This is a genomic window from Bordetella genomosp. 9, from assembly GCF_002261425.1.
Lineage (GTDB): Bacteria > Pseudomonadota > Gammaproteobacteria > Burkholderiales > Burkholderiaceae_B > Bordetella_C.
On record NZ_NEVJ01000003.1, the window covers coordinates 612179 to 630866 of the forward strand.

Genomic DNA, 18688 nt, shown 5'->3' on the forward strand with positions numbered 1-18688 from the left:
TAAACTAAACTAAGTAGTGGACAAAATCAACTATCCGAGAAAATCGGCATGAACAAAATGGAGACAACGGCGGCGGACGCCGATATGGCCCTGCCGCTGGCTGGCATACGCGTGGTCGACCTGACGTCGGCGGTGGTCGGGCCTTATTGCACGCAGGTGCTGGCCGACTACGGCGCGGACGTCATCAAGGTGGAGGAAAAGTCGGGCGACGTCATCCGCTGGATCTCCGGCAGATCGCGCACGCCCGGCATGTCGGGCAAGTTCATGCACATGAACCGCAACAAGCGCAGCGTTTCGCTGGACCTGAAGCAGCCGGCCGGCCGCGATGCCTTGCTGAAGCTGGTGGACAGCGCCGATGTCTTCCTGCACAACATGCGCAGCGCCGCGGTGGCTCGCCTGGGCCTGGACGCGGACAGCCTGATGGCGCGGCGCGCCGACCTGCTCTATTGCGGCATCGTCGGCTTCGGCAGCGATGGCCGCTATGCCGGCCGGCCGGCCTACGATTCCATCCTGCAAGGCGGCACCGCGCTGGCCAGCCTGCTGGCTGGCGCGGACGGCGAACCGCGCTACGTGCCCTATGTGGTGATCGACCGCACGGCCGGCCTGATGGTCGCGCACGCGCTGCTGGCCGCCTTGTTCGCGCGCCAGCGCGATGGGCGTGGCCGGGTGATCGAGGTGCCGATGTTCGAAAGCTATGCGGGCCTGCTGCTGGGGGAGCATCTGTATGGCCATAGCTTCGATCCCCCCACCGATCGCCTGGGCGACCGGCGGCTGCTGGACGCCAATGCGCGGCCGGTCCGCACGCGTGACGGCCACGTATGCATCACGACCAATACGGACGCACAGGTGCACAAGCTGTTCGCGGCGCTGGGACGCGCGGACCTGGCGCAGGACGCGCGTTTCAGCACGTCGCTGGCGCGCATCGAGCACATCTCCGAGTTCTTCTCCATCCGCGCCGAACTGCTGGCGCAACGCGGCACGGACGAGATCGTGCAGCTGCTGCTGGCGCACGATATCCCGTGCATGCCTTGCCACACGCTGGAATCGCTGCTGGCCGATCCGCATCTGGGCGATGTGGGGTTGGTGCAGCCGGGGCAGCATCCGACGCAGGGTGCCATCCGGCATATCCGGCCGACAGTCCGCATGACGGGCTATGAACCGTCCGTGCGGCTGCCGGCGCCGCATATCGGCGAGCATACCCGCGCCGTGCTCGCCGACCTCGGATACGAGACCGAACAGATCGCCGCGCTCTACGACAGCGGCGCCGCGTACACCGCGGCCGACGCGCCGCCGGCGCCGAAACCTATAACCACTCCGGAGACAAAAAAGTGATAAACCTGCAGCGCCGCCGGCTCCTGGCCACCGCCGCCCTGGCCACGGCCGCGCCTCTGGTGCGCGCCGAGGGCGGCTTTCCCGATCATCCGCCACGCCTGATCGTCGGCTTCGCGCCCGGCGGCGGCAGCGATTTCATCGCGCGTGCCCTGGCCACGGAAATCGCCGGGCCGCTGGGCCAGCCGCTCATCGTCGAGAATCGTCCCGGCGCCGGCGGCGCCATCGCGGCACGGGCAGCCGCCACGAGTCCGCCGAACGGCTACACCCTGTTCCTGGGCAGCGCGGCGACGTTCGTGATCAATCCGGTGCTGATGACCGACCTGCCCTACGACGCGGAAAAGGATTTCGTTCCTGTAGGGTCGGTAGCACGCTTCGACTACGTGCTGATGACGCGGCCCAGCCTGCCCTACAAGACGCTGGCCGACCTGGTCGCGCACGCGAAGCAGAAACCGGGCGAACTGACCATCGGTTCCGCCGGCAATGGCTCGAACACGCATCTGGCCGCGGCGGCGTTCCAGCAGGCCGCGGGCATCCAGTTGCGCCATATCCCCTACAAGGGCACCACGCCGGCCCTGACCGACCTCGCGGGCGGCAATATCGATTTGCTGTTCGACTCGGTGCCCACGGTGCTCAGCCTGGTGAAGTCCGGCAAGGTGAAGGGCCTGGCCACCACCGGGACCGCGCGCGAGGCGCTGCTGCCCGAGCTGCCCACCGTGATCGAAGCCGGCGTGCCGGGCTTTACCGCGAGCAACTGGTTCGCGGTGTTCGCGCCGGCGCGCACGCCGGACGATCGGGTGGAACGGCTCAATGCTGCGATGCAAAAGGCGTTGACGGGGGCGGCACTGCGCGAGCAGCTGACGTCCACCGGCAACGTGCCGTTGCCAGGCAGCCCGCAGGACCTGCGGGCGCTGGTGAACCAGGAGCGCGCTTCCTATACGAAACTGATCAAGACCTCGGGCATCAAGATCGAGTGAGCGTCGTCCAGGGCTAGCGCGCCGACACGTACTTGACGATTTCCTGCGATGCGCCGGTGGTCCATGTGTCGATCAGCATCTTCACGCTGTCCAGGCGGACGCCGCCCTGCGCCTCGCGGCTGTTGGCGATTTCCTTGCCGGTGCCGCCACGTACCGCGGCATACAGCACTTCGCTGGTGACGCTATCGGTCACCTGGGTCTCGATGGCGATCTTGGCGTCCTGCGGACGTCCGCCTTCAATGGCGGCCTTGGCCCCCGTGATCACCAGGCTGATCGGAATGTATTGGTACGGCGCCAGCGGCTGGGTCTCGCTGCCCACTGCCGTGATCGCAACCCGGATGCGGGCCACGCCCGGTCCCGGCCGGTCCACCAGCCGCACCTGCTGGCCCAGCTTCTGCCGCAGCGACGTATCGGCATAGGTCCGGATCTGCTCCAGCGTTTCGCGGGATACGTTCTCCGTGGGTTGCGGTTCGGGGTAGTAGGTCACCCGCTCCAGCAGGACGGCCTGGTAGCTGGCGGTCTGGAATTTCGGATTCAGATAGGAAAGCCGCGTGCCGCCGCCCGGCGCGCTGGTCTGGTGCATTTTGGCGTATTCATTGCCCAGGAATCCGGATTCCTTGGGCGGCGTACCCGCGCAACCTGCCAGGACGATCAGTGCGGCCGCCATGCCGCTTGTTTTGAGCATGTTCATGTACGACTCCTCCCTGTGTGGACGGATCGTATTGAACCACCGAACACGCGCTTCCGGCGGAATTAATGCAAGCGTCGCAAGCCACCGCGCCCGTGGGATCAGGGCGCGGTCTCGGCCTCCGGCGTGGTCTTGCGCACGCCCCGGATATTGGTGATCGCCAGGCCCAGCTGCAGGGCGATCAAGGCGTAGGCATCGTCATGCAGGCCCCAGGCGATCCACAGCACGTTGCTGAGCAGGAAGACCCAGAAGCCGGCATTGCGGCGATGCTTGCGCGACGACGCGACCAGCCAGGCCGCGCCCAGCGACGCCGCCATGGCGGGCCATTGCAGCAGATCGATAATTTCCAACGCCATGCCTGTTTTGCCTCGGTGATCCGGGCGGGAATGCCCGTGCCCGCGTCCATAGGCAAGCGGCGGGCCGGGGTTGGCCAAGCAGCCGGCCGGTTACGATGGCGCCATGAAGGCATACTCCCATTACCAGGGCGTCATTTTCGACATGGACGGCCTGCTGCTGAATACCGAAACGCTGGCCGTGCGGGCGCTGGAGGCGGCCGGCCAGGAGATCGGCGTCGATACCCCGCGCGAGTTCTGCGTGTCCCTGATCGGTTCACCCGCCGACGTCTGCCGCCGGCTGCTGCTGGAACGGTGCGGCGGCGACGTCCCCGCGGACGCCTTGTTCGCCGCCGCGACGATCCGCCTGCATGGCTTGATCGACGACGGGCTGCTGGAATTGCGACCCGGCGCGGAGGCGCTTCTGCACCATCTCGACCAATGTGGCCTTCCGCGCGTCGTGGCCACGTCGTCGTCGCGCGAGAAAGCCAGGCACCACCTGACGGCGGCCGGGATCCTGGGCCGCTTCGACGCGATCGTCACACGCGACGACGTCGCGCGTGGCAAGCCGCATCCCGACCTGTATCTGGGCGCGGTCGGCAAGCTCGGCATCGCGCCCGGCCACTGCCTGGCGCTGGAAGACTCCTACAACGGCGTGCGGGCCGCCCATGCGGCGGGCGTACCCGTGATCATGGTGCCGGACGTGCTGACGCCTACGGATGAGATGCGGGCGCGCTGCCTGGATATCCTGCCGGACCTGCGGCAGGTCATTCCGCTGCTGCATGGACGCCCCGCGGCACGGCCGGGAGGCCCTTCCGCCGCGGCGGGGTGACGGCGCATCGAAGGCGCCGACATGGGCATGGCCCATGCTGCGTTTGCGGCTCATACATCTCGCAGGAGCCAACGATGACGCATCCGCAGAACGAGAACACCGACGACACTGGCGCGCAGGCGGACGATCGTTCGCGCGAAAACCAGCGCAGCCATGGCGACGCCCAGCACCACACCAAGAAAGACGGGCACGCCGACCAGCTCGGCACGGGCCAGGACCAGACCAGCAGCCGCCAACATGGGCAGGGAGCACGCCGTCCAGGGTAGAAGGGAAGGCTTGCCGACCGCCATCGAGACGATCGACGCACCTGGATTCGGACCGCCCCTGCACAGACATCGCGCGGGCGAAGTGTCCTACGTCCTGGAAGGACTCCTGGGCCCGGGCTTGATGCCCGGGCTTGATCGAAATCAATGACGTTTGATGGGCGCGGACGGACACTTGCGACATTCAGCAAGGAGACAGCCCATGAATGACGAATCGTACGACATCAACCGCATGGCGTCCCTGATCCTGCACTTCGTGCTGGGCCTGGGCGCCAGCACGGACGATGCGCTGCGGGCGCTGCGGCTGACCGAGCGGATGCTGCGGGACGCCCGCGCCGACGAAGCATACGCGCGTCATCAAACATCATAAGGAACCACCATGAGCTGCGTCCTCATCCCTATCGACGGCTCCGACAATGCGCTGCGCGCCTTGAACTACGTCGTCCAGCACAGCAAGATGTATGAACCGCTGACCCTGCATCTGCTGAACGTGCAGATCCCCATCATCTCCGGCGCCGTGCGCCGGTTCGTCGACCAGGACACGATACGGCGCTACCACCAGGAAGAAGGCGAATCCATGCTGGCCAAGGCCAAGGCCATGCTGGACGAGGCGCATGTGCCCTATGAGGCCCATATCAAGGTGGGCCACATCGCCGAAACCATCGTGGCGGCCGCCGAGCAGCACAAATGCGACCAGATCGTCATGGGCTCGCGCGGCCTGGGCACGACAGCCGGCCTGTGGCTGGGATCGGTCACCACCAAGACGCTGCACCTGGCGCAGATTCCCGTCACTATCGTCAAATAGCCGCGCCCATGGAAGCGATGCATATGGAAGCGATGGTCCTGCGCGCGCCGGGCCAGCCGCTGGTGCGGGAATCGCGACCCTTGCCGCAACCCGGCGCGGGCCAGGTGCGCATCCGCATCGAAGCCTGCGGGGTCTGCCGCACCGACCTGCACGTCGTCGATGGCGAACTGCCCCACCCCGCGCTGCCTGTCGTCCCCGGCCATGAAGTCGTCGGCATCGTCGACGCGCACGGCCCCGACGTGATCGCCCCCGCGCTGGGCATGCGCGTCGGCGTGGCCTGGCTGGCGCATACCTGCGGACATTGCCCGTACTGCGGCCAGGGGCAGGAAAACCTGTGCGACACGCCGCTGTTTACCGGCTACACCGTCGATGGGGGCTTCGCCACCCATACCCTGGCCGACGCCAACTTCGTCTTTGCCTTGCCCGCCGATGCGGACCCCGTGGCGGCGGCGCCGCTGATGTGCGCCGGCCTGATAGGCTGGCGCTCGCTACGGGCCGCGGGCAATGCCGCGCACGTGGGCCTGTATGGCTTCGGCGCGGCCGCCCATATCCTGGCGCAGGTCTGCTGCCGGCAAGGTCGCAGCGTCTACGCCTTCACCCGCCCCGGCGACAACGCCGCCCAGGCGCTGGCGCTGTCGTTGGGCGCCGTGTGGGCCGGAGGCTCCGACCAGACGCCGCCGCATGAGCTGGATGCCGCCATACTTTTCGCGCCGGTGGGCGCCCTGGTCCCCACGGCGCTGGCGGCCGTGCGCAAGGGCGGCCGCGTCGTCTGCGGCGGGATTCACATGAGCGACATTCCGGCCTTCCCCTATCGGCTGCTGTGGGAAGAGCGGCAGATCGTATCGGTCGCCAACCTGACCCGCCAGGACGGCGAGGAATTCCTGCGGGTGGCCGCGGCCGCGCCGATAGACATGCACACCACGCCCTACGCCCTGGCCGACGCGAACCGTGCGCTGGCGGATCTTCGCGGAGGCCGCCTGACGGGCGCCGCGGTGCTCGTTCCGCCGGCGCCTTGAACGCGGGCGGATCGCGACGAGGCCGAGCGTCGGCGACGATCCGGTCTACACGCGTTCAGCAGCGTTCACCGCGTGCACGGCGCGGACCTCAGGCCGTGGCGTCGCCGGCGGCGTGCGCGGCGCGGTCCGGATACAGCAGCACGGGGCGGTCGGCGATGCGGATGAAGGCTTCGGCGACACTGCCCAGCAGGACCCGCCTCACGCCGCGCCGGCCATGCGTGCCCAGCACCACCAGGTCCGCGTTGATGCCGCGCGCCGCTTCCAACAGGCGCTCCGCGACGGTATCGTCGATTTCGCTGCCGTGGATCAGGGTCGATTCCACCATCACGCCGGACTTCGCCACCGCCGCCGTGGCCTCGTCCAGCACCTTGCGCGCGTCCGTTTCGACGGCGCTGGCCAGGGCCGCGGGGTCATAGACCAGCGATGAGTAGTACGCGCTGGGGTACTCCGCCACGCAGATCGCGTACAGCGCGGCGCCTTCCGACGCCGCCAGGCGGGAAGCATGCTCCAGCGCGGCGCGCGCGATCCTGCTGCCGTCCACGGCAACCATGATTTTCCGGTACATGAGGGGCTCCTTGGATCCTTGACGCGGGAGTTCTCATGCTGCGCCGCGAGGCCGCCGGGCGCTGTGATCTGAGTCAAGGGTTATCGGCGTACACGGCATAGGCTGCGTACAGGGCGTACACCGCGTCGGCGGCGTCGGCGGCGACGAAGCCGCGACCGTTCAGGCGTCGGCCGCCCGGGCCCGATGGCAGTCCCGCAGCAGGTCCCAGATTTCGTCGACCACCGTGGCGCCGCCGGCGCGCGCAGCGCGGTACAGGGACACCGGGACATCGACCGTGGGCAGGTCCGGCCCCGCGACCACCAGCGCGCCGGTGGCCAGTTCCCGCGCGATCAGGCGTTCCGGCAGCCAGGCCATGCCCATGCCGGCCAGCACCATTTCCTTGATGCCGGCGACGAAGCCCGATTCCTGGACGATGCGGACTTCGTACCGGTCCATCAGCGGCGGCAGGCAGTGCTTGTACAGGATGGCGCCCATGAAGCTGGGCGCGGGATAGCCCAGCAGCCGCAGCGCCCGCCCCGGCTGCGGCGAGTGCGCCGGGACGCCCGGCGCCGTGGCCGCGCTGACGGCGATCAGCCTGTCGTGGCCCAGCTGCATGCGCTCGGTATGCGGCATGGTGGCCTGCAAAGGGGTATCGGCTTCCAGGCACAGCAGCAACTGCGCTTCGCCCGACGTAAACCGGGCGATGCTCTCGGGGCGATCCTCGGCATCCACGCCCAGCTCGACGGCGGGCGCTTCGCGCTGCACCAGCCGCAGCAGTTCCGGCAGCCAGGTGATGGTCAGGGTGTGCTGCGCCGCCACCCGCACGCGCCGGACTCCCTGCTGTTCGGCCTGTATGCGGTTGCGCAGTTCGGTGGCCTGCATCAGCAGCGCGCGGAATTCGTGCGTATAGCGCTCGCCCACCGGCGTCAGCCGCAGGCTCGCACTGGTCCGGTCGATCAATTGCACGCCCAGCCAGTCCTCCAGCATCTGGATCCGGCGCGAGAACGCCGGCTGCGTGATGTTGCGCAGCGCGGCGGCGCGCGAAAACGTGCCGGCGTTCAGCAAGGCGAGAAAATCTTCGAGCCAGATCAGCTTCATAGGTCCAGGCCCGGTCTATCCGGGCCGCTCAGCGCCCGGCAAGGGACGGCGGTCCCTTGAATCGGGCTTATCAGGTGCCGGCCCGGATGCCGGCCTGGGTGCTGGCCTGGATGCCCGCCCGGGTGCCGACCCTTATGCAAAAAAAACATGGGCGCCGGAAAATATAGCATTGGGCGGCGCTCCAACCTGTCCGTTACTCTCGCCCTTCCCTTACCCCCTTCCCTTATCTCTCCCGGGATTCCCACCATGATGCATCTCGCCGCCTATCCCCGCGTACGCCTGGGCCACTTTCCCACGCCGCTGGAGCCCATGCCCAACCTGTCCCGCCACCTGGGCGGGCCCAACCTGTACATCAAGCGCGACGACTGCACCGGCCTGGCGACGGGCGGCAACAAGACCCGCAAGCTGGAATTCCTGGTCGCCGAAGCGCTGGCCCAGGGCGCCGACACGCTGATCACGCAAGGCGCCGTGCAATCCAACCACGCGCGCCAGACGGTGGCCGCGGCCGCGCGTTTCGGCATGGACTGCAAGATCCTGCTGGAACAGCGCGTCAGCGATGGCGGTGAGGACTACGAAGAATCGGGCAACGTGATGCTGGATCGGCTGATGGGCGGCGAAATCTCCGCGCGCCTGCCCTCCGGCACCAATATGCAGCAGGCCATGGAAGAACTGGCGGCGCAACTGCGCGAGCGCGGCAAGAAGCCCTACGTGATTCCCGGCGGCGGCTCCAATCCGGTCGGCGCGCTGGGCTACGTGGCCTGCGCCCAGGAACTGCTGACGCAGTCCTTCGAAATGGGCCTGCGCATCGACACCGTGGTGCATGCGACCGGCAGCGCCGGCACGCAGGCCGGCCTGGTGACCGGGCTGGCCGCCATGAACAGCGGTATTCCCGTGATGGGCATCAGCGTGCGCGCGGCGCAGGAACAGCAGATCGAGAACGTGTGGAAGCTGACCCAGGCCACGCGCGACTACATGGGCCTGCCCAGCGGCTCCGTACGGCGCGAGGACGTGCTGGTGGACGCCGGCCACGTCGGCGCCGGCTACGGCGTGCCGACCGAAGGCATGGTGGAAGCCGTGCGCCTGGCCGCGCAGCTGGAAGGCATCCTGCTGGATCCGGTGTACTCGGGCAAGGGCATGGCCGGCCTGATCGCACAGATCCGCGCCGGCAGGTTCGGCAAGGACCAGAACGTGGTGTTCGTCCACACGGGCGGTTCGGCGGCGCTGTTCGCCTACCGCTCGACGTTCGACAGCCGCAAGGGCTGAGCCCACGGCGCGGCGATCGGGCTGGCGGCGGCGGTCTGCCCGCGCGCCGCGGCCCGCGGTTCAGCCGGGCATTCCAGGCAAGCACAGCGGGCAAGCCCTCCAGGCAAGCGCATCGGGCAAGCGCATCGGGCAAGCGCGTCGGGCAAACGCCTCAGGCGGGCGCCGCTTCGCCTTCCGGCTCCGGCGGCCGAACCAGCAGCACCGGAACGGGCGCGGTACGCACCACCAGTTCCGCGTCGCTGCCCATGACCAGGCGATTGATGCCGCGGCGGCCGTGGGTGCCCATCACGATCACGTCGGCCTTCCAGTCCCTGGCATGGTCGACGATGATTTCGGAAACGCGGCGGCCGTCGCATTCTTCCAGGTGGCAATCGCATTCCACGCCTTCCGCTTCCAGCACGTGCCTGGCATCCGCCAGGATGCGGTGGCCGTTGCGCAGCATGGAAGGCAGCATCTGATGCACGTAGATTTCCGGCCGTTCGAACCCGTTGGTGTACAGCAGCGTATCCAGGACGTGGATCAGGCGGATCTTGCCTTCGCTCAGCCGCGCCAGCCGGACGGCCTGCTCCAGCGCCCTGCCGCTGGTTTCGCTGCCGTCGACCGGCACCAGGATTTTCTTGTACATCGTCGCTTCCCTATCGTCTGGCCTGGATGCACCGGCCGCGCCGTGGCGGGGTGCACCCCCTCATCCCGCACTGTATCCAGCGTGCCGCGCGCCGTATTGACCTGCGTCAACCGGTGGCCCGATCCGTCACTGGATATACTGCCCCCTATCCCCGTTACCGGAGTCGCCGCGTGGACCGCCTGCACGCCATGAAGACCTTCGTCACCGTGGTCGAGAGCGGTGGCTTCACCGCCGCCGCGCGCAAGCTCGATGTCTCGCTATCGGTGGTCAGCCGCGTCATCACCGAGCTGGAAGCCCATCTGGGCGTGCGCCTGCTGACGCGCACCACGCGCGTCGTGCGGCCCACCGAAACCGGCGCCGCCTACCTGGAGAACTGCAAGCGCATCCTGGGCGATATCGAAGAAGCCGAACTGGCCGCGGCCGGCACGCATGCGGCGCCGCGCGGCAGCCTGGTGGTGACCGCGCCCGTCCTGTTCGGCGCCCGCCACGTGACGCCCATCGTCGTCGAATACCTGCAGCGCTATCCCGAAGTGGACGTCAACTGCCTGCTGCTCGATCGCAACGTCAGCTTCATCGATGAAGGCGTGGACGTGGGCGTGCGCATCGGCGAACTGCCCAGTTCCTCATTGCAGGCCATCCCCGTGGGCCGCGTGCGGCGCGTGGTGTGCGCCGCGCCGTCCTACCTGGCGCAGCATGGCGTGCCGCGCTCCCCGGACGACCTGCTGGCGCACACGCTGATACAGACCACCGGCGTCAGCGCATTGGCCGAATGGCGCTTCATGGTCCAGGGCGAACAGAAACCCCTGCGCTTCACCCCCCGGCTGGCCACCACGACCAACGATTCCGCCATCGCGGCGGCGGTGGCGGGCTTCGGCATGGCGCGCGTGCTGTCCTACCAGGTAGCCGGTGAGTTATGGGACGGCAAGCTGCGCGTGGTGCTCGCCGAATACGAACCGCCCCCCATGCCTATCCAGGTGATCCACCGCGAAGGCCGGCACGCCATGCAGAAGGTGCGCGCCTTCCTGGACCTGGCGATTGATCGGCTGCGCGCGGACAAGTCGCTGAACTGACGCGCATTATTCTCGTTTCAAGAAGAATACCTTCTCCCGTGGGCCGTTTTTCCACGGGCGTGGCCCTCCTATGATTCGTTTCAGCACGGAATTACGTGCGAAACCCGCAAACAAAGGACTGCCACCATGAAGCTCTTCCACCATCCCCTGTCCGGCCACGCCCACCGCGCCCGCCTGTTCCTGTCGCTGATCGCCCAACCCGCCGAACTGGTGGAGGTCGACCTGGCCAACCGCGCGCACAAGCAGCCGGACTTCCTGAAGCTGAATCCCTTCGGCCAGGTGCCTGTCCTGGTCGACGGCGACGTGGTGATCGCCGATTCCAACGCGATCCTGGTCTACCTGGCCAAGAAGACCGGCAAGACCGACTGGCTGCCGGAAGCTCCGGTGCAGGCGGCCGCCGTGCAACGCTGGCTGTCGGTGGCCGCCGGCGATATCGCCTTCGGCCCCGCCGCGGCCCGCCTGGTCACGGTCTTCGCTGCGCCCCTGGACGCCGACGCCGCGATCGCCCGAGCCCATGTGGTGCTCAAGCGCATGGACGACGCGCTGGCGAACCAGCAGTGGATCGCCGCTGATCACCCGACCATTGCCGACGTCGCCCTGTACAGCTACACGGCGCGCGCGCCGGAAGGTTTCGTGGACCTGAAGGACTACGCCAACGTGCGCCGCTGGCTGGCCGGCGTCGAAGCCCTGCCCGGTTTCGTCGAGTTCGAGCGCACGCCCGTCGGATTGGCCGACTGACCGGCCCCGCGCCGAACCCCTGAACGCGTCAACACCCTGGGAGTCATCATGTCCACCGCACCCTGGCACGCCGGCGAACTCGCCCTGCAATCCCGCGTGGGCGTCCTCGCCCGGATGGACGACGTCGGCCGCCGCTTCATACGTGATCACATGCCGGACCAGCACCGGGAATTCTTCGTGCAGCTGCCCTTCGTGGCGCTGGGCGCGGTGGCGCCGGATGGCACGGTCTGGGCGACGTTGCGGGCCGGGCACCCGGGTTTACTGACGTCGCCGGATCCCCGCCGCCTGGACATCGCCATCGAACGGGAAGCCGCCGATCCGGCGGACCCGGGCCTGGAGGATGGCCAGGCCATCGGCCTGCTGGGCATCGACCTGGCGACGCGGCGCCGCAATCGCATGAACGGCGTGCTACGCCATGCGGGCGGCAAACTGTCCCACATCGACGTGACGCACAGCTTCGGCAATTGCCCGCGCTACATCCAGCAGCGCGCGATCGTGTTCACGCGGGACCCCGCCGAACAAAGCACCGTCGCGCCGCAGGTCATGGATGCCCTGGATGCGGAAGCCCGCGCCTTGATCCAGGGGGCGGACACCCTGTTCGTCGCGTCCTACGTGGACCTGCCCGAAGGACGCCAGGTCGATGTCTCGCATCGCGGCGGCAAGCCAGGCTTCGTGCGCCTGGACGACGACGGCGGCATGACGATTCCCGATTTCAACGGCAACCTGTTCTTCAACACGCTGGGCAACTTCATGGTGAACCCGGCGGCCGGCGTGACCTTCGCCGATTTCGAGACGGGCGAACTGCTGCAGATGACGGGCCGCGCCGAAGTCATCGTCGATTCACCGGAGATCGCCGCTTTTCAGGGCGCCGAGCGCCTGTGGCGATTCTTCCCGCGCATCGTCGTGCGGCGCGCGGGGGCGCTGCCGCTACGCTGGGCGCGCAAGGAAGACGGCGCGTCGCCCAGTTCGCTCTTGACCGGCGACTGGACCCAGGTCGCCGACCGCTTGCGCGCCGCCGCCATGGCGCAGAACTGGCGGCCGTTCCGGGTGGCGCGCATCGTGGAAGAAAGCCGCGCCGTGCGCTCCCTGCACCTGGAGCCGGCCGACGGCGCGGGGCCCGCACCGCATCAGGCGGGCCAGTTCCTGCCTATCCGCGTCAGGCCGCCGGGCGCCGAAAAGCCGCTGACGCGTACATACACGCTGTCGGTGGCGCCTTCGGACGCCGGCTATCGCATCAGCGTGAAGCGCGACGGCGCGGTGTCGCAATTCCTGCATGACCACGTGCAGGTGGGCGACATCATCGAAGCTCGCGCGCCCGGCGGCGCCTTCACCGTGGATCCCACCGAAAAAAGGCCGGTGGTGCTGCTGGCCGCCGGCATCGGGGTGACGCCCATGCTGGCCATGCTGCGCCACATCGTCTATGAAGGGCAGCGCAGGCAGAAGATGCGTCCGACCTGGTTCTTCCATTCGGCGCGTTCGATGGCGGAGCGGGCTTTCGCCGACGAACTGGCCGCGCTGCAGGCCGCCGGCCAGGGCGCGGTGCGCGTGTTCCGGCTGTTGAGCGACACGGCGGGCGCGCGTCTGGGTGAGGACTACGATCAGTCCGGACGGATAGACATCGATCTGCTGCGCGCCCGCCTGCCGTTTGACGACTACGACTTCTACCTGTGCGGGCCGGCTCCGTTCATGCAGTCGCTCTACGACGGATTGCGGGCGCTGAACGTGCCCGATGACCGGATCCACGCGGAAGCCTTCGGGACGTCGTCGTTGACGCGGCAAGGCGGGCGGGTGAATGAGGCGACGGCGCCGGCAGGATTGCCGGCGGCGACGGCCGGATCGACGGCTGTCCAGGCAGCAGGCCACCCGGCAGCCCCACCGGTTGCGCGGCCGGCCACCGAATCGGTGCCGGTCATCTTCCTGCAATCCGCCAAGGAAGCGCGCTGGCAACCCGGCGGCGGGTCGCTGCTGGAACTCGCGGAAGAACGCGGGCTGGAGCCGGCCTTCGGCTGCCGTGGCGGCAGCTGCGGAACCTGCCGCACGCGGATCGTGCAAGGCGCGGTGGCGTATGCACAGCAACCTGAGTTCGACGTGCCCGAGGGCGAGGCCCTGATCTGCTGCTCGGTGCCGGCCGCGGGCGGCAAGCCCTTGCAGCTGGATCTTTGACGGCCTCGGCCTGTATCCAGCAATCCCCTCAGGCGGCCGACTTCTGTCCCGGCTGCCGGCCCGCCGCGCGCAGGATCAGCCCGGCGATCCGCTCCGGCTGCGAGATCAGCGACAGGTGGCTGGCCTTGACCTCGATGGTCGTGGCGCCCATGCGCTTGGCCATGAACCGTTCCAGGTCGGGGTTGATGGTGCGGTCTTCGGTGGAGACCGCATAGAAGCTGGGCTTGGAACGCCAGGCCGCCTGGGTGGTCTTGCCGGTCAGCAGCGCCTTGCGGAAGGGTTGCTGCACGGCATACAGCACCATGGCCTTCTTGCGCGGCAGGTCGCCGGCGAAATCCTTGAGGAACGCTTCCTGGCTCAGGCGGCCCTCGTCGCCGTCGAACACGATGCCGGCGCTGGCGGGCGGCGTGGGAAACTTGGCGGCCAGCTGCCCGTAGTCTTCGTCGGCGTCCGGCGCGCGCGCCGCCACGTAGACCAGCGACGCCACGTTGGGATGCACGCCGGTTTCCGTCACCAGCATGCCGGAGAACGAGTGGCCGACCAGCACAGTGGGACCATCCTGCCGGTCCAGGACGCGGCGCACGGCATCCACGGCCTCCGGAAACGTCGTCAGCGGGTTCTGCACGGCGGTGGCATTCATGCCGGCGGCCTGTAGCCGCGCGATCACCTCGGTCCAGCAGGAGCCGTCGGCGAACAAGCCATGCGCCAGCACGACGTTCTTGATCGCTCCCGGGCCCGCGGCGGGCGCGGCGGCGGGAGCCGCCTGCGCGACCCGCAGGCCGGGAAGCAAGGTGGAGGCGGCGGCGCCCGCGAGCGTGGCGGCGAATGCACGGCGATTCATGGTCATGACGGTTCCTCTGTATCAAGATGATCGCCAGGATAAACGCCGACTGCCGCGGGACGTTTCAAATTTTCGTTAGATTTCGGTTTCGCCATCGGCCGAACGATCGGCATCGAAACGCTCACGCCATTTGGCTGCCCTGCCCGCGACGAACTCGATCAAGGTCCGCGCGGCCAGGGTCTGGTACCGCCCCGGCATCCGCAGCAGGAACATGCGGGTGCCGAATACGCTGAGCCGCCAATCGGTCAGCGCCGTGACCACCCGCCCACCGATTTCGTCCGCGACGACGTAATCCGGCACCAGGCCCACGCCCAGGTCCGCCAGGAGGGCCTCGCGCAGGAACTGGAAATTCTCCGATGCCAGCGTGGGATGCAAGGTGAGTTGCCGCCGCGCGTCGCCTCGGTACGCCGATACCCGCAGGTCCCGTCCGGACACGCCGGACGTGATCAGCGGAACCTCCGCCAATTCGTCCAGCGTCGACGGCAGCGGATGGCTGCGCGCGTAGGCGGCGGAAGCACACACGACATAGCGCACTTCCGCCAACTCGGTCGCCACCATCTGCTGCGGCGGCTCGGACATCACCCTTACCGCCACGTCCACTTCGTCGCGCAGCAGATCGTCCACGCGGTTGTCGAACAGCACGTCCAGCGCGATATCCGGATACTCGCGCTTGAATTCGATCAGCCAGCCGGACATGACCATGTGCCCGAAACCGGTCGGCAGGCTGATCCGCAGCGAACCGTGCAGTCCGCGGCCCAGCGAGGCCACGGCTTCCCGCGCGGCGAGCACCTCGTCACGGACGACCCGCCCGTGGCGATAGAGACGTTCGCCGGCTTCGGTGAGCTCGACCCGGCGCGTCGTGCGCCGCATCAGTTGCAGGCCGACGGACTTTTCCAACTGCGCCAGGTGGTAGCTGACGTTGGCGCGGCTCATTTTCAGGTTGCGCGCTGCCGCACTCAGGTTGCCGGCTTCGACGATATCCACGAAAAGCGCCAGTGACTGCGCGTCCAATCCCGCCCCCTTCTGTCAAAGAATATTTGACAGACTGTTCATAGTCTTTGGGATTGTCAAGCACGTCCGGTAGGAAAATAATGCGCGGTATCAGCAGAACCCCGCCGGAGACACCGATGCCCCTGGACCAGGACACCTTCCAACTGTTGCTCGACAGCGTGCAGCGCTTCGTACGCGAGCGGCTGATGCCCGCGGAGGACGCCGTCGAGGAGCACGACGACGTGCCGGCCGACGTCGTCGCCGACATGAAGGAACTGGGCCTGTTCGGGCTGTCCATCCCGGAGGAATACGGCGGCATCGGGCTCAGCATGGCGCAGGAATGCGAAGTCGCCTACGAACTGGGCCACACCGCCCTGGCCTTCCGCTCGGTGGTCGGGACCAACATCGGGATCGGTTCGCAGGGCATCCTGATGGACGGCACCGCTGATCAGAAGGCCGAATACCTGCCACGCATCGCCAGCGGCGAGCTGATCGTGTCCTTCGCGTTGACGGAACCGGATGCCGGCTCGGACGCGGCCTCGATCAAGACGCGCGGCGTCAGGGACGGCGCCGACTATGTGCTGGACGGGACCAAGCGTTTCATCACCAATGCCCCGCGCGCCGGCGCCTTCACCTTGATGGCGCGCACCGACGGCCCTGGGGCGGGCGGCATCTCGGCCTTCATCGTGCCGGCGGGCCTGCCGGGTTTGAGCCTGGGCAAGCCGGATCGCAAGATGGGCCAGCGCGGCACCAAGACCTGCGACGTCGTCCTGGACAATGTGCGGGTGCCGGCCGCCAATATCATCGGCGGCGAGCCGGGCAAGGGCTTCAAGACCGCCATGAAGGTCCTGGACCGCGGACGCCTGCACATATCGGCCGTGGCCTGCGGCATGGCCGACCGCATCCTGCGCGAAAGCGTGGCCTACGCCCGGCAGCGCAAGCAGTTCGGCCAGCGCATCGGCGATTTCCAGCTGGTGCAGGCCATGCTGGCCGACAGCCAGGCGGAATTGCTGGCCGCCTGGTCGCTGGTGCAATCGGTCGCGCGCCGCTACGACGCCAAGCCCTTCGGCGTGACCGATCCGGAAGTCAGCATGCAGGCCGCCTGCGCCAAGCTATTCAGCACGGAAATGGTCGGCCGCGTCGCCGATCGCGGCGTGCAGGTGCACGGCGGGTCGGGCTACATCAACGAGTACAAGGTGGAGCGCTTCTATCGTGACGTGCGCCTGCTGCGCCTGTACGAAGGCACGACGCAGATCCAGCAACTGGTGATCGGCAAGCAGTTGATGAAGTCCGCCTGAGGCGGCCGGCGGCGGCCGGCGGCGCGCGGAAAGCGGCACCGCTGGAGAAAGCCGCGGTTGGCGCAAGCGCAAGGCCCGCGCGTCAGCGCGGCGGCGCCGGCAGCGTCTTCTGCACGGCCTCGCAGCGTTCCTTCAGCAGCCGGTACAAGGCCTGTACGCCGGGCGAATATTGCTTGCGATGCGGGCACACCAACATCAATGGCGCGGACACGCCGCTCAAGTGCGGCAGCAGGATGTGCAGGCGCCCGGTCCGCACGTCGTCGCTGACGTCCATCCAGGACTTGTAGGCAATGCCCTCTCCCGCCAGCGCCAACCGGCGCACCACGTCCCCGTCGTCGCTGTGTATGGTCCCCGTGACGTTCACCGACAGCTTGTTCTTCCCATCCCGGAATTCCCATTTGTCGTAGAGCCGGCTGCTCAGCATGTACAGCAGGCAATCGTGGCTGGCCAGATCGTCCAGCGACGACGGCACGCCGCGCCGCGACAGGTATTCGAACGAAGCCACGAGCACGCGCCGGTTCTCCGGCGCCAGCGGCAGCGCGACGTAGCTGGCGTCCTCGGCCACGCTGTAGCGCACCGCCACGTCCACCGGATCGCGGAAGACGTCGGTGACGCGATCCGAAAAGAACAGCTTCAAGGTCAAGCGCGGATAAGGCTGGCGGAACAGCGTGAACCAGGGCAGCAGCACGTTGCGGCCCAGGTCGGATGGCGCCGCCACCTGCAGCACGCCGCGCAGCTCGCGCTGCTGGCCGTGCAGTTCCTCATGGCCGGCGCGCACGTTGTCCAGGATCGTCTGCGCATGCGGCAGATAGGCTTCGCCTTCGGCCGTCAGCCTCAGGCTGCGGGTCGACCGGGCAAACAGGCGGGCGTCGAGTTCGCCTTCCAGGCGCTTGATGGCGGCGCTGACCTGCCCGGGTAGCAGGTCCGCCTCGCGCGCGACATCGGAAAAGCTGCCCAGGGCGGCGGAACGGACGAACAGGGCGAGGTCATCGAGTTTGATCATTTTCACGAAAACAGTGAAAGGCCTGCTCGATTTTCCCTGTTTTTCGTCAACTGCAGCAAGCGGAACATACGTCCACGGCGAGACGGAACGCTCGCCACTCCGACCCAACGGCACCACAAGGACATCGCCATGGAAACGCTCACCGCCATCCGGAACCGCTACACCACCAAGGCCTACGACACGTCGCGCAAGATCCCGCCGGCGCAGATCGAGCAACTGCTCGAAGGCCTGCGCATGAGCCCTTCGTCGGTCAATTCGCAACCCTGGCATTTCATCGTCGCCAGCGACGACGCCGGCAAGGCCCGCATCGCCAAGGCCGCGCAAGGCGCGTTCGGCTACAACGGGCCCAAGATCATGAACGCGTCGCACGTGATCGTCTTCGCCGCCCGGACCGATATGACGCCTCAGCATATGGAAGCCATCCTGGAGCAGGAAGAACGCGACGGCCGCTTCCAGATCGAAGGCGCCAAGGAAGGCCAGCGCAGGGGCCGGCAATCCTTCGTCGACATCCACCGCTACGAACAGAAAGACCTGCAGCATTGGATGGAAAAACAGGTCTACCTGGCCCTGGGCACGCTGATGCTGGCCGCCGCCACGCAAGGCATCGACACCACGCCCATGGAAGGCTTCGATTTCCGCCTGCTGGACGCGGAACTGGGCCTGCGCGAACGGGGCTACAGCAGCGTGGTGCTGCTATCGCTGGGTTATCACGCCGACAAGGACTTCAACGCCCGCCTGCCGAAGTCACGCCTGCCCCAGAGCGACGTCATGACTTTCATTTGACGCGCATCGCCCATGAACGCCCGGCGGACG

General features: G+C 67.7%; 21 protein-coding genes. 13 read left to right on the top strand and 8 right to left on the bottom strand.

Annotated features, from left to right (window positions below; all coding sequences use genetic code 11):
• Positions 1-48 precede the first annotated feature (48 nt).
• Positions 49-1332 (top strand): CaiB/BaiF CoA transferase family protein, encoded by a 1284-nt coding sequence (locus tag CAL26_RS13945; RefSeq protein ID WP_094847500.1) that lies wholly within the window; start codon positions 49-51, stop codon positions 1330-1332.
• Complete coding sequence (locus CAL26_RS13950) at positions 1329-2306, top strand: Bug family tripartite tricarboxylate transporter substrate binding protein (RefSeq protein WP_179283362.1); 978 nt, start codon at positions 1329-1331, stop codon at positions 2304-2306. The genes CAL26_RS13945 and CAL26_RS13950 overlap by 4 nt, the downstream gene beginning before the upstream one ends.
• A gap of 13 nt (positions 2307-2319) precedes the next feature.
• On the opposite strand, the gene CAL26_RS13955 is transcribed toward CAL26_RS13950, so the two are convergent.
• Both CAL26_RS13955 and CAL26_RS13960 read right to left on the bottom strand, forming a co-directional pair.
• Positions 2320-2997: a DUF3313 domain-containing protein gene (locus CAL26_RS13955; RefSeq protein ID WP_094847502.1), complete on the bottom strand. Its 678-nt coding sequence runs from the start codon at positions 2995-2997 to the stop codon at positions 2320-2322.
• 98 nt (positions 2998-3095) lie between these two features.
• The gene (locus CAL26_RS13960; protein ID WP_373454478.1) at positions 3096-3350 is read right to left on the bottom strand and encodes a hypothetical protein; all 255 of its coding nucleotides are present in this window, start codon (positions 3348-3350) and stop codon (positions 3096-3098) included.
• A gap of 103 nt (positions 3351-3453) precedes the next feature.
• Between CAL26_RS13960 and CAL26_RS13965 the strand changes: the two genes are divergently transcribed.
• The 5 genes from CAL26_RS13965 (at position 3454) to CAL26_RS13980 (ending at position 6242) form a co-directional block, all read left to right on the top strand.
• Complete coding sequence (locus CAL26_RS13965; RefSeq protein WP_218831554.1) at positions 3454-4158, top strand: HAD family hydrolase; 705 nt, start codon at positions 3454-3456, stop codon at positions 4156-4158.
• Between the two features lie 74 nt (positions 4159-4232).
• Positions 4233-4424 (top strand): hypothetical protein, encoded by a 192-nt coding sequence (locus CAL26_RS13970; protein WP_094847503.1) that lies wholly within the window; start codon positions 4233-4235, stop codon positions 4422-4424.
• A 199-nt stretch (positions 4425-4623) separates the two neighbouring features.
• Entirely contained in the window at positions 4624-4791 is a 168-nt protein-coding gene (locus tag CAL26_RS28345; RefSeq protein ID WP_179283363.1) for a hypothetical protein, read from the top strand.
• A 9-nt stretch (positions 4792-4800) separates the two neighbouring features.
• Positions 4801-5226 carry a universal stress protein gene (locus CAL26_RS13975; protein WP_094847504.1) on the top strand — a complete coding sequence of 142 codons (426 nt, stop codon included), beginning with the start codon at positions 4801-4803 and terminating at the stop codon, positions 5224-5226.
• A 23-nt stretch (positions 5227-5249) separates the two neighbouring features.
• Positions 5250-6242, top strand: coding sequence for a zinc-dependent alcohol dehydrogenase family protein (locus CAL26_RS13980; protein WP_094849868.1), 993 nt, complete (start codon positions 5250-5252; stop codon positions 6240-6242).
• 88 nt (positions 6243-6330) lie between these two features.
• Here the strand turns inward: CAL26_RS13980 and CAL26_RS13985 are convergent, their stop codons facing one another.
• Together CAL26_RS13985 and CAL26_RS13990 are read right to left on the bottom strand one after the other, a co-directional pair.
• Positions 6331-6807 (bottom strand): universal stress protein, encoded by a 477-nt coding sequence (locus CAL26_RS13985; RefSeq protein ID WP_094847505.1) that lies wholly within the window; start codon positions 6805-6807, stop codon positions 6331-6333.
• A gap of 159 nt (positions 6808-6966) precedes the next feature.
• Entirely contained in the window at positions 6967-7884 is a 918-nt protein-coding gene (locus CAL26_RS13990) for a LysR family transcriptional regulator (RefSeq protein ID WP_094847506.1), read from the bottom strand.
• Between the two features lie 246 nt (positions 7885-8130).
• Between CAL26_RS13990 and CAL26_RS13995 the strand changes: the two genes are divergently transcribed.
• A complete protein-coding gene (locus CAL26_RS13995; protein ID WP_094847507.1) occupies positions 8131-9147 on the top strand; it encodes a D-cysteine desulfhydrase in 1017 nt (338 codons plus the stop codon).
• A gap of 151 nt (positions 9148-9298) precedes the next feature.
• On the opposite strand, the gene CAL26_RS14000 is transcribed toward CAL26_RS13995, so the two are convergent.
• Positions 9299-9772 (bottom strand): universal stress protein, encoded by a 474-nt coding sequence (locus tag CAL26_RS14000; RefSeq protein WP_094847508.1) that lies wholly within the window; start codon positions 9770-9772, stop codon positions 9299-9301.
• Between the two features lie 170 nt (positions 9773-9942).
• On the opposite strand from CAL26_RS14000, the gene CAL26_RS14005 reads away from it, so the two are divergent.
• The 3 genes from CAL26_RS14005 (at position 9943) to CAL26_RS14015 (ending at position 13743) form a co-directional block, all read left to right on the top strand.
• Positions 9943-10842 (top strand): LysR family transcriptional regulator, encoded by a 900-nt coding sequence (locus CAL26_RS14005; protein WP_094847509.1) that lies wholly within the window; start codon positions 9943-9945, stop codon positions 10840-10842.
• 126 nt (positions 10843-10968) lie between these two features.
• Complete coding sequence (locus CAL26_RS14010) at positions 10969-11580, top strand: glutathione S-transferase family protein (protein ID WP_094847510.1); 612 nt, start codon at positions 10969-10971, stop codon at positions 11578-11580.
• Between the two features lie 48 nt (positions 11581-11628).
• Positions 11629-13743: a 2Fe-2S iron-sulfur cluster-binding protein gene (locus CAL26_RS14015; RefSeq protein ID WP_094847511.1), complete on the top strand. Its 2115-nt coding sequence runs from the start codon at positions 11629-11631 to the stop codon at positions 13741-13743.
• A 28-nt stretch (positions 13744-13771) separates the two neighbouring features.
• Here CAL26_RS14015 and CAL26_RS14020 read toward each other — a convergent pair whose 3' ends face one another.
• Together CAL26_RS14020 and CAL26_RS14025 are read right to left on the bottom strand one after the other, a co-directional pair.
• Complete coding sequence (locus CAL26_RS14020; RefSeq protein WP_373454514.1) at positions 13772-14584, bottom strand: alpha/beta fold hydrolase; 813 nt, start codon at positions 14582-14584, stop codon at positions 13772-13774.
• 75 nt (positions 14585-14659) lie between these two features.
• Entirely contained in the window at positions 14660-15595 is a 936-nt protein-coding gene (locus tag CAL26_RS14025; protein ID WP_094847513.1) for a LysR family transcriptional regulator, read from the bottom strand.
• 116 nt (positions 15596-15711) lie between these two features.
• Here CAL26_RS14025 and CAL26_RS14030 point away from each other — a divergent pair, with 116 nt between their 5' ends.
• On the top strand, positions 15712-16872 hold the full coding sequence (locus tag CAL26_RS14030; RefSeq protein WP_094847514.1) for an acyl-CoA dehydrogenase family protein: 1161 nt from the start codon (positions 15712-15714) through the stop codon (positions 16870-16872).
• A gap of 82 nt (positions 16873-16954) precedes the next feature.
• Here the strand turns inward: CAL26_RS14030 and CAL26_RS14035 are convergent, their stop codons facing one another.
• Positions 16955-17875 carry a LysR family transcriptional regulator gene (locus tag CAL26_RS14035; protein WP_094847515.1) on the bottom strand — a complete coding sequence of 307 codons (921 nt, stop codon included), beginning with the start codon at positions 17873-17875 and terminating at the stop codon, positions 16955-16957.
• 129 nt (positions 17876-18004) lie between these two features.
• Between CAL26_RS14035 and nfsB the strand changes: the two genes are divergently transcribed.
• Positions 18005-18658: an oxygen-insensitive NAD(P)H nitroreductase gene (gene nfsB, locus CAL26_RS14040; RefSeq protein ID WP_094847516.1), complete on the top strand. Its 654-nt coding sequence runs from the start codon at positions 18005-18007 to the stop codon at positions 18656-18658.
• Positions 18659-18688: the final 30 nt, after the last annotated feature.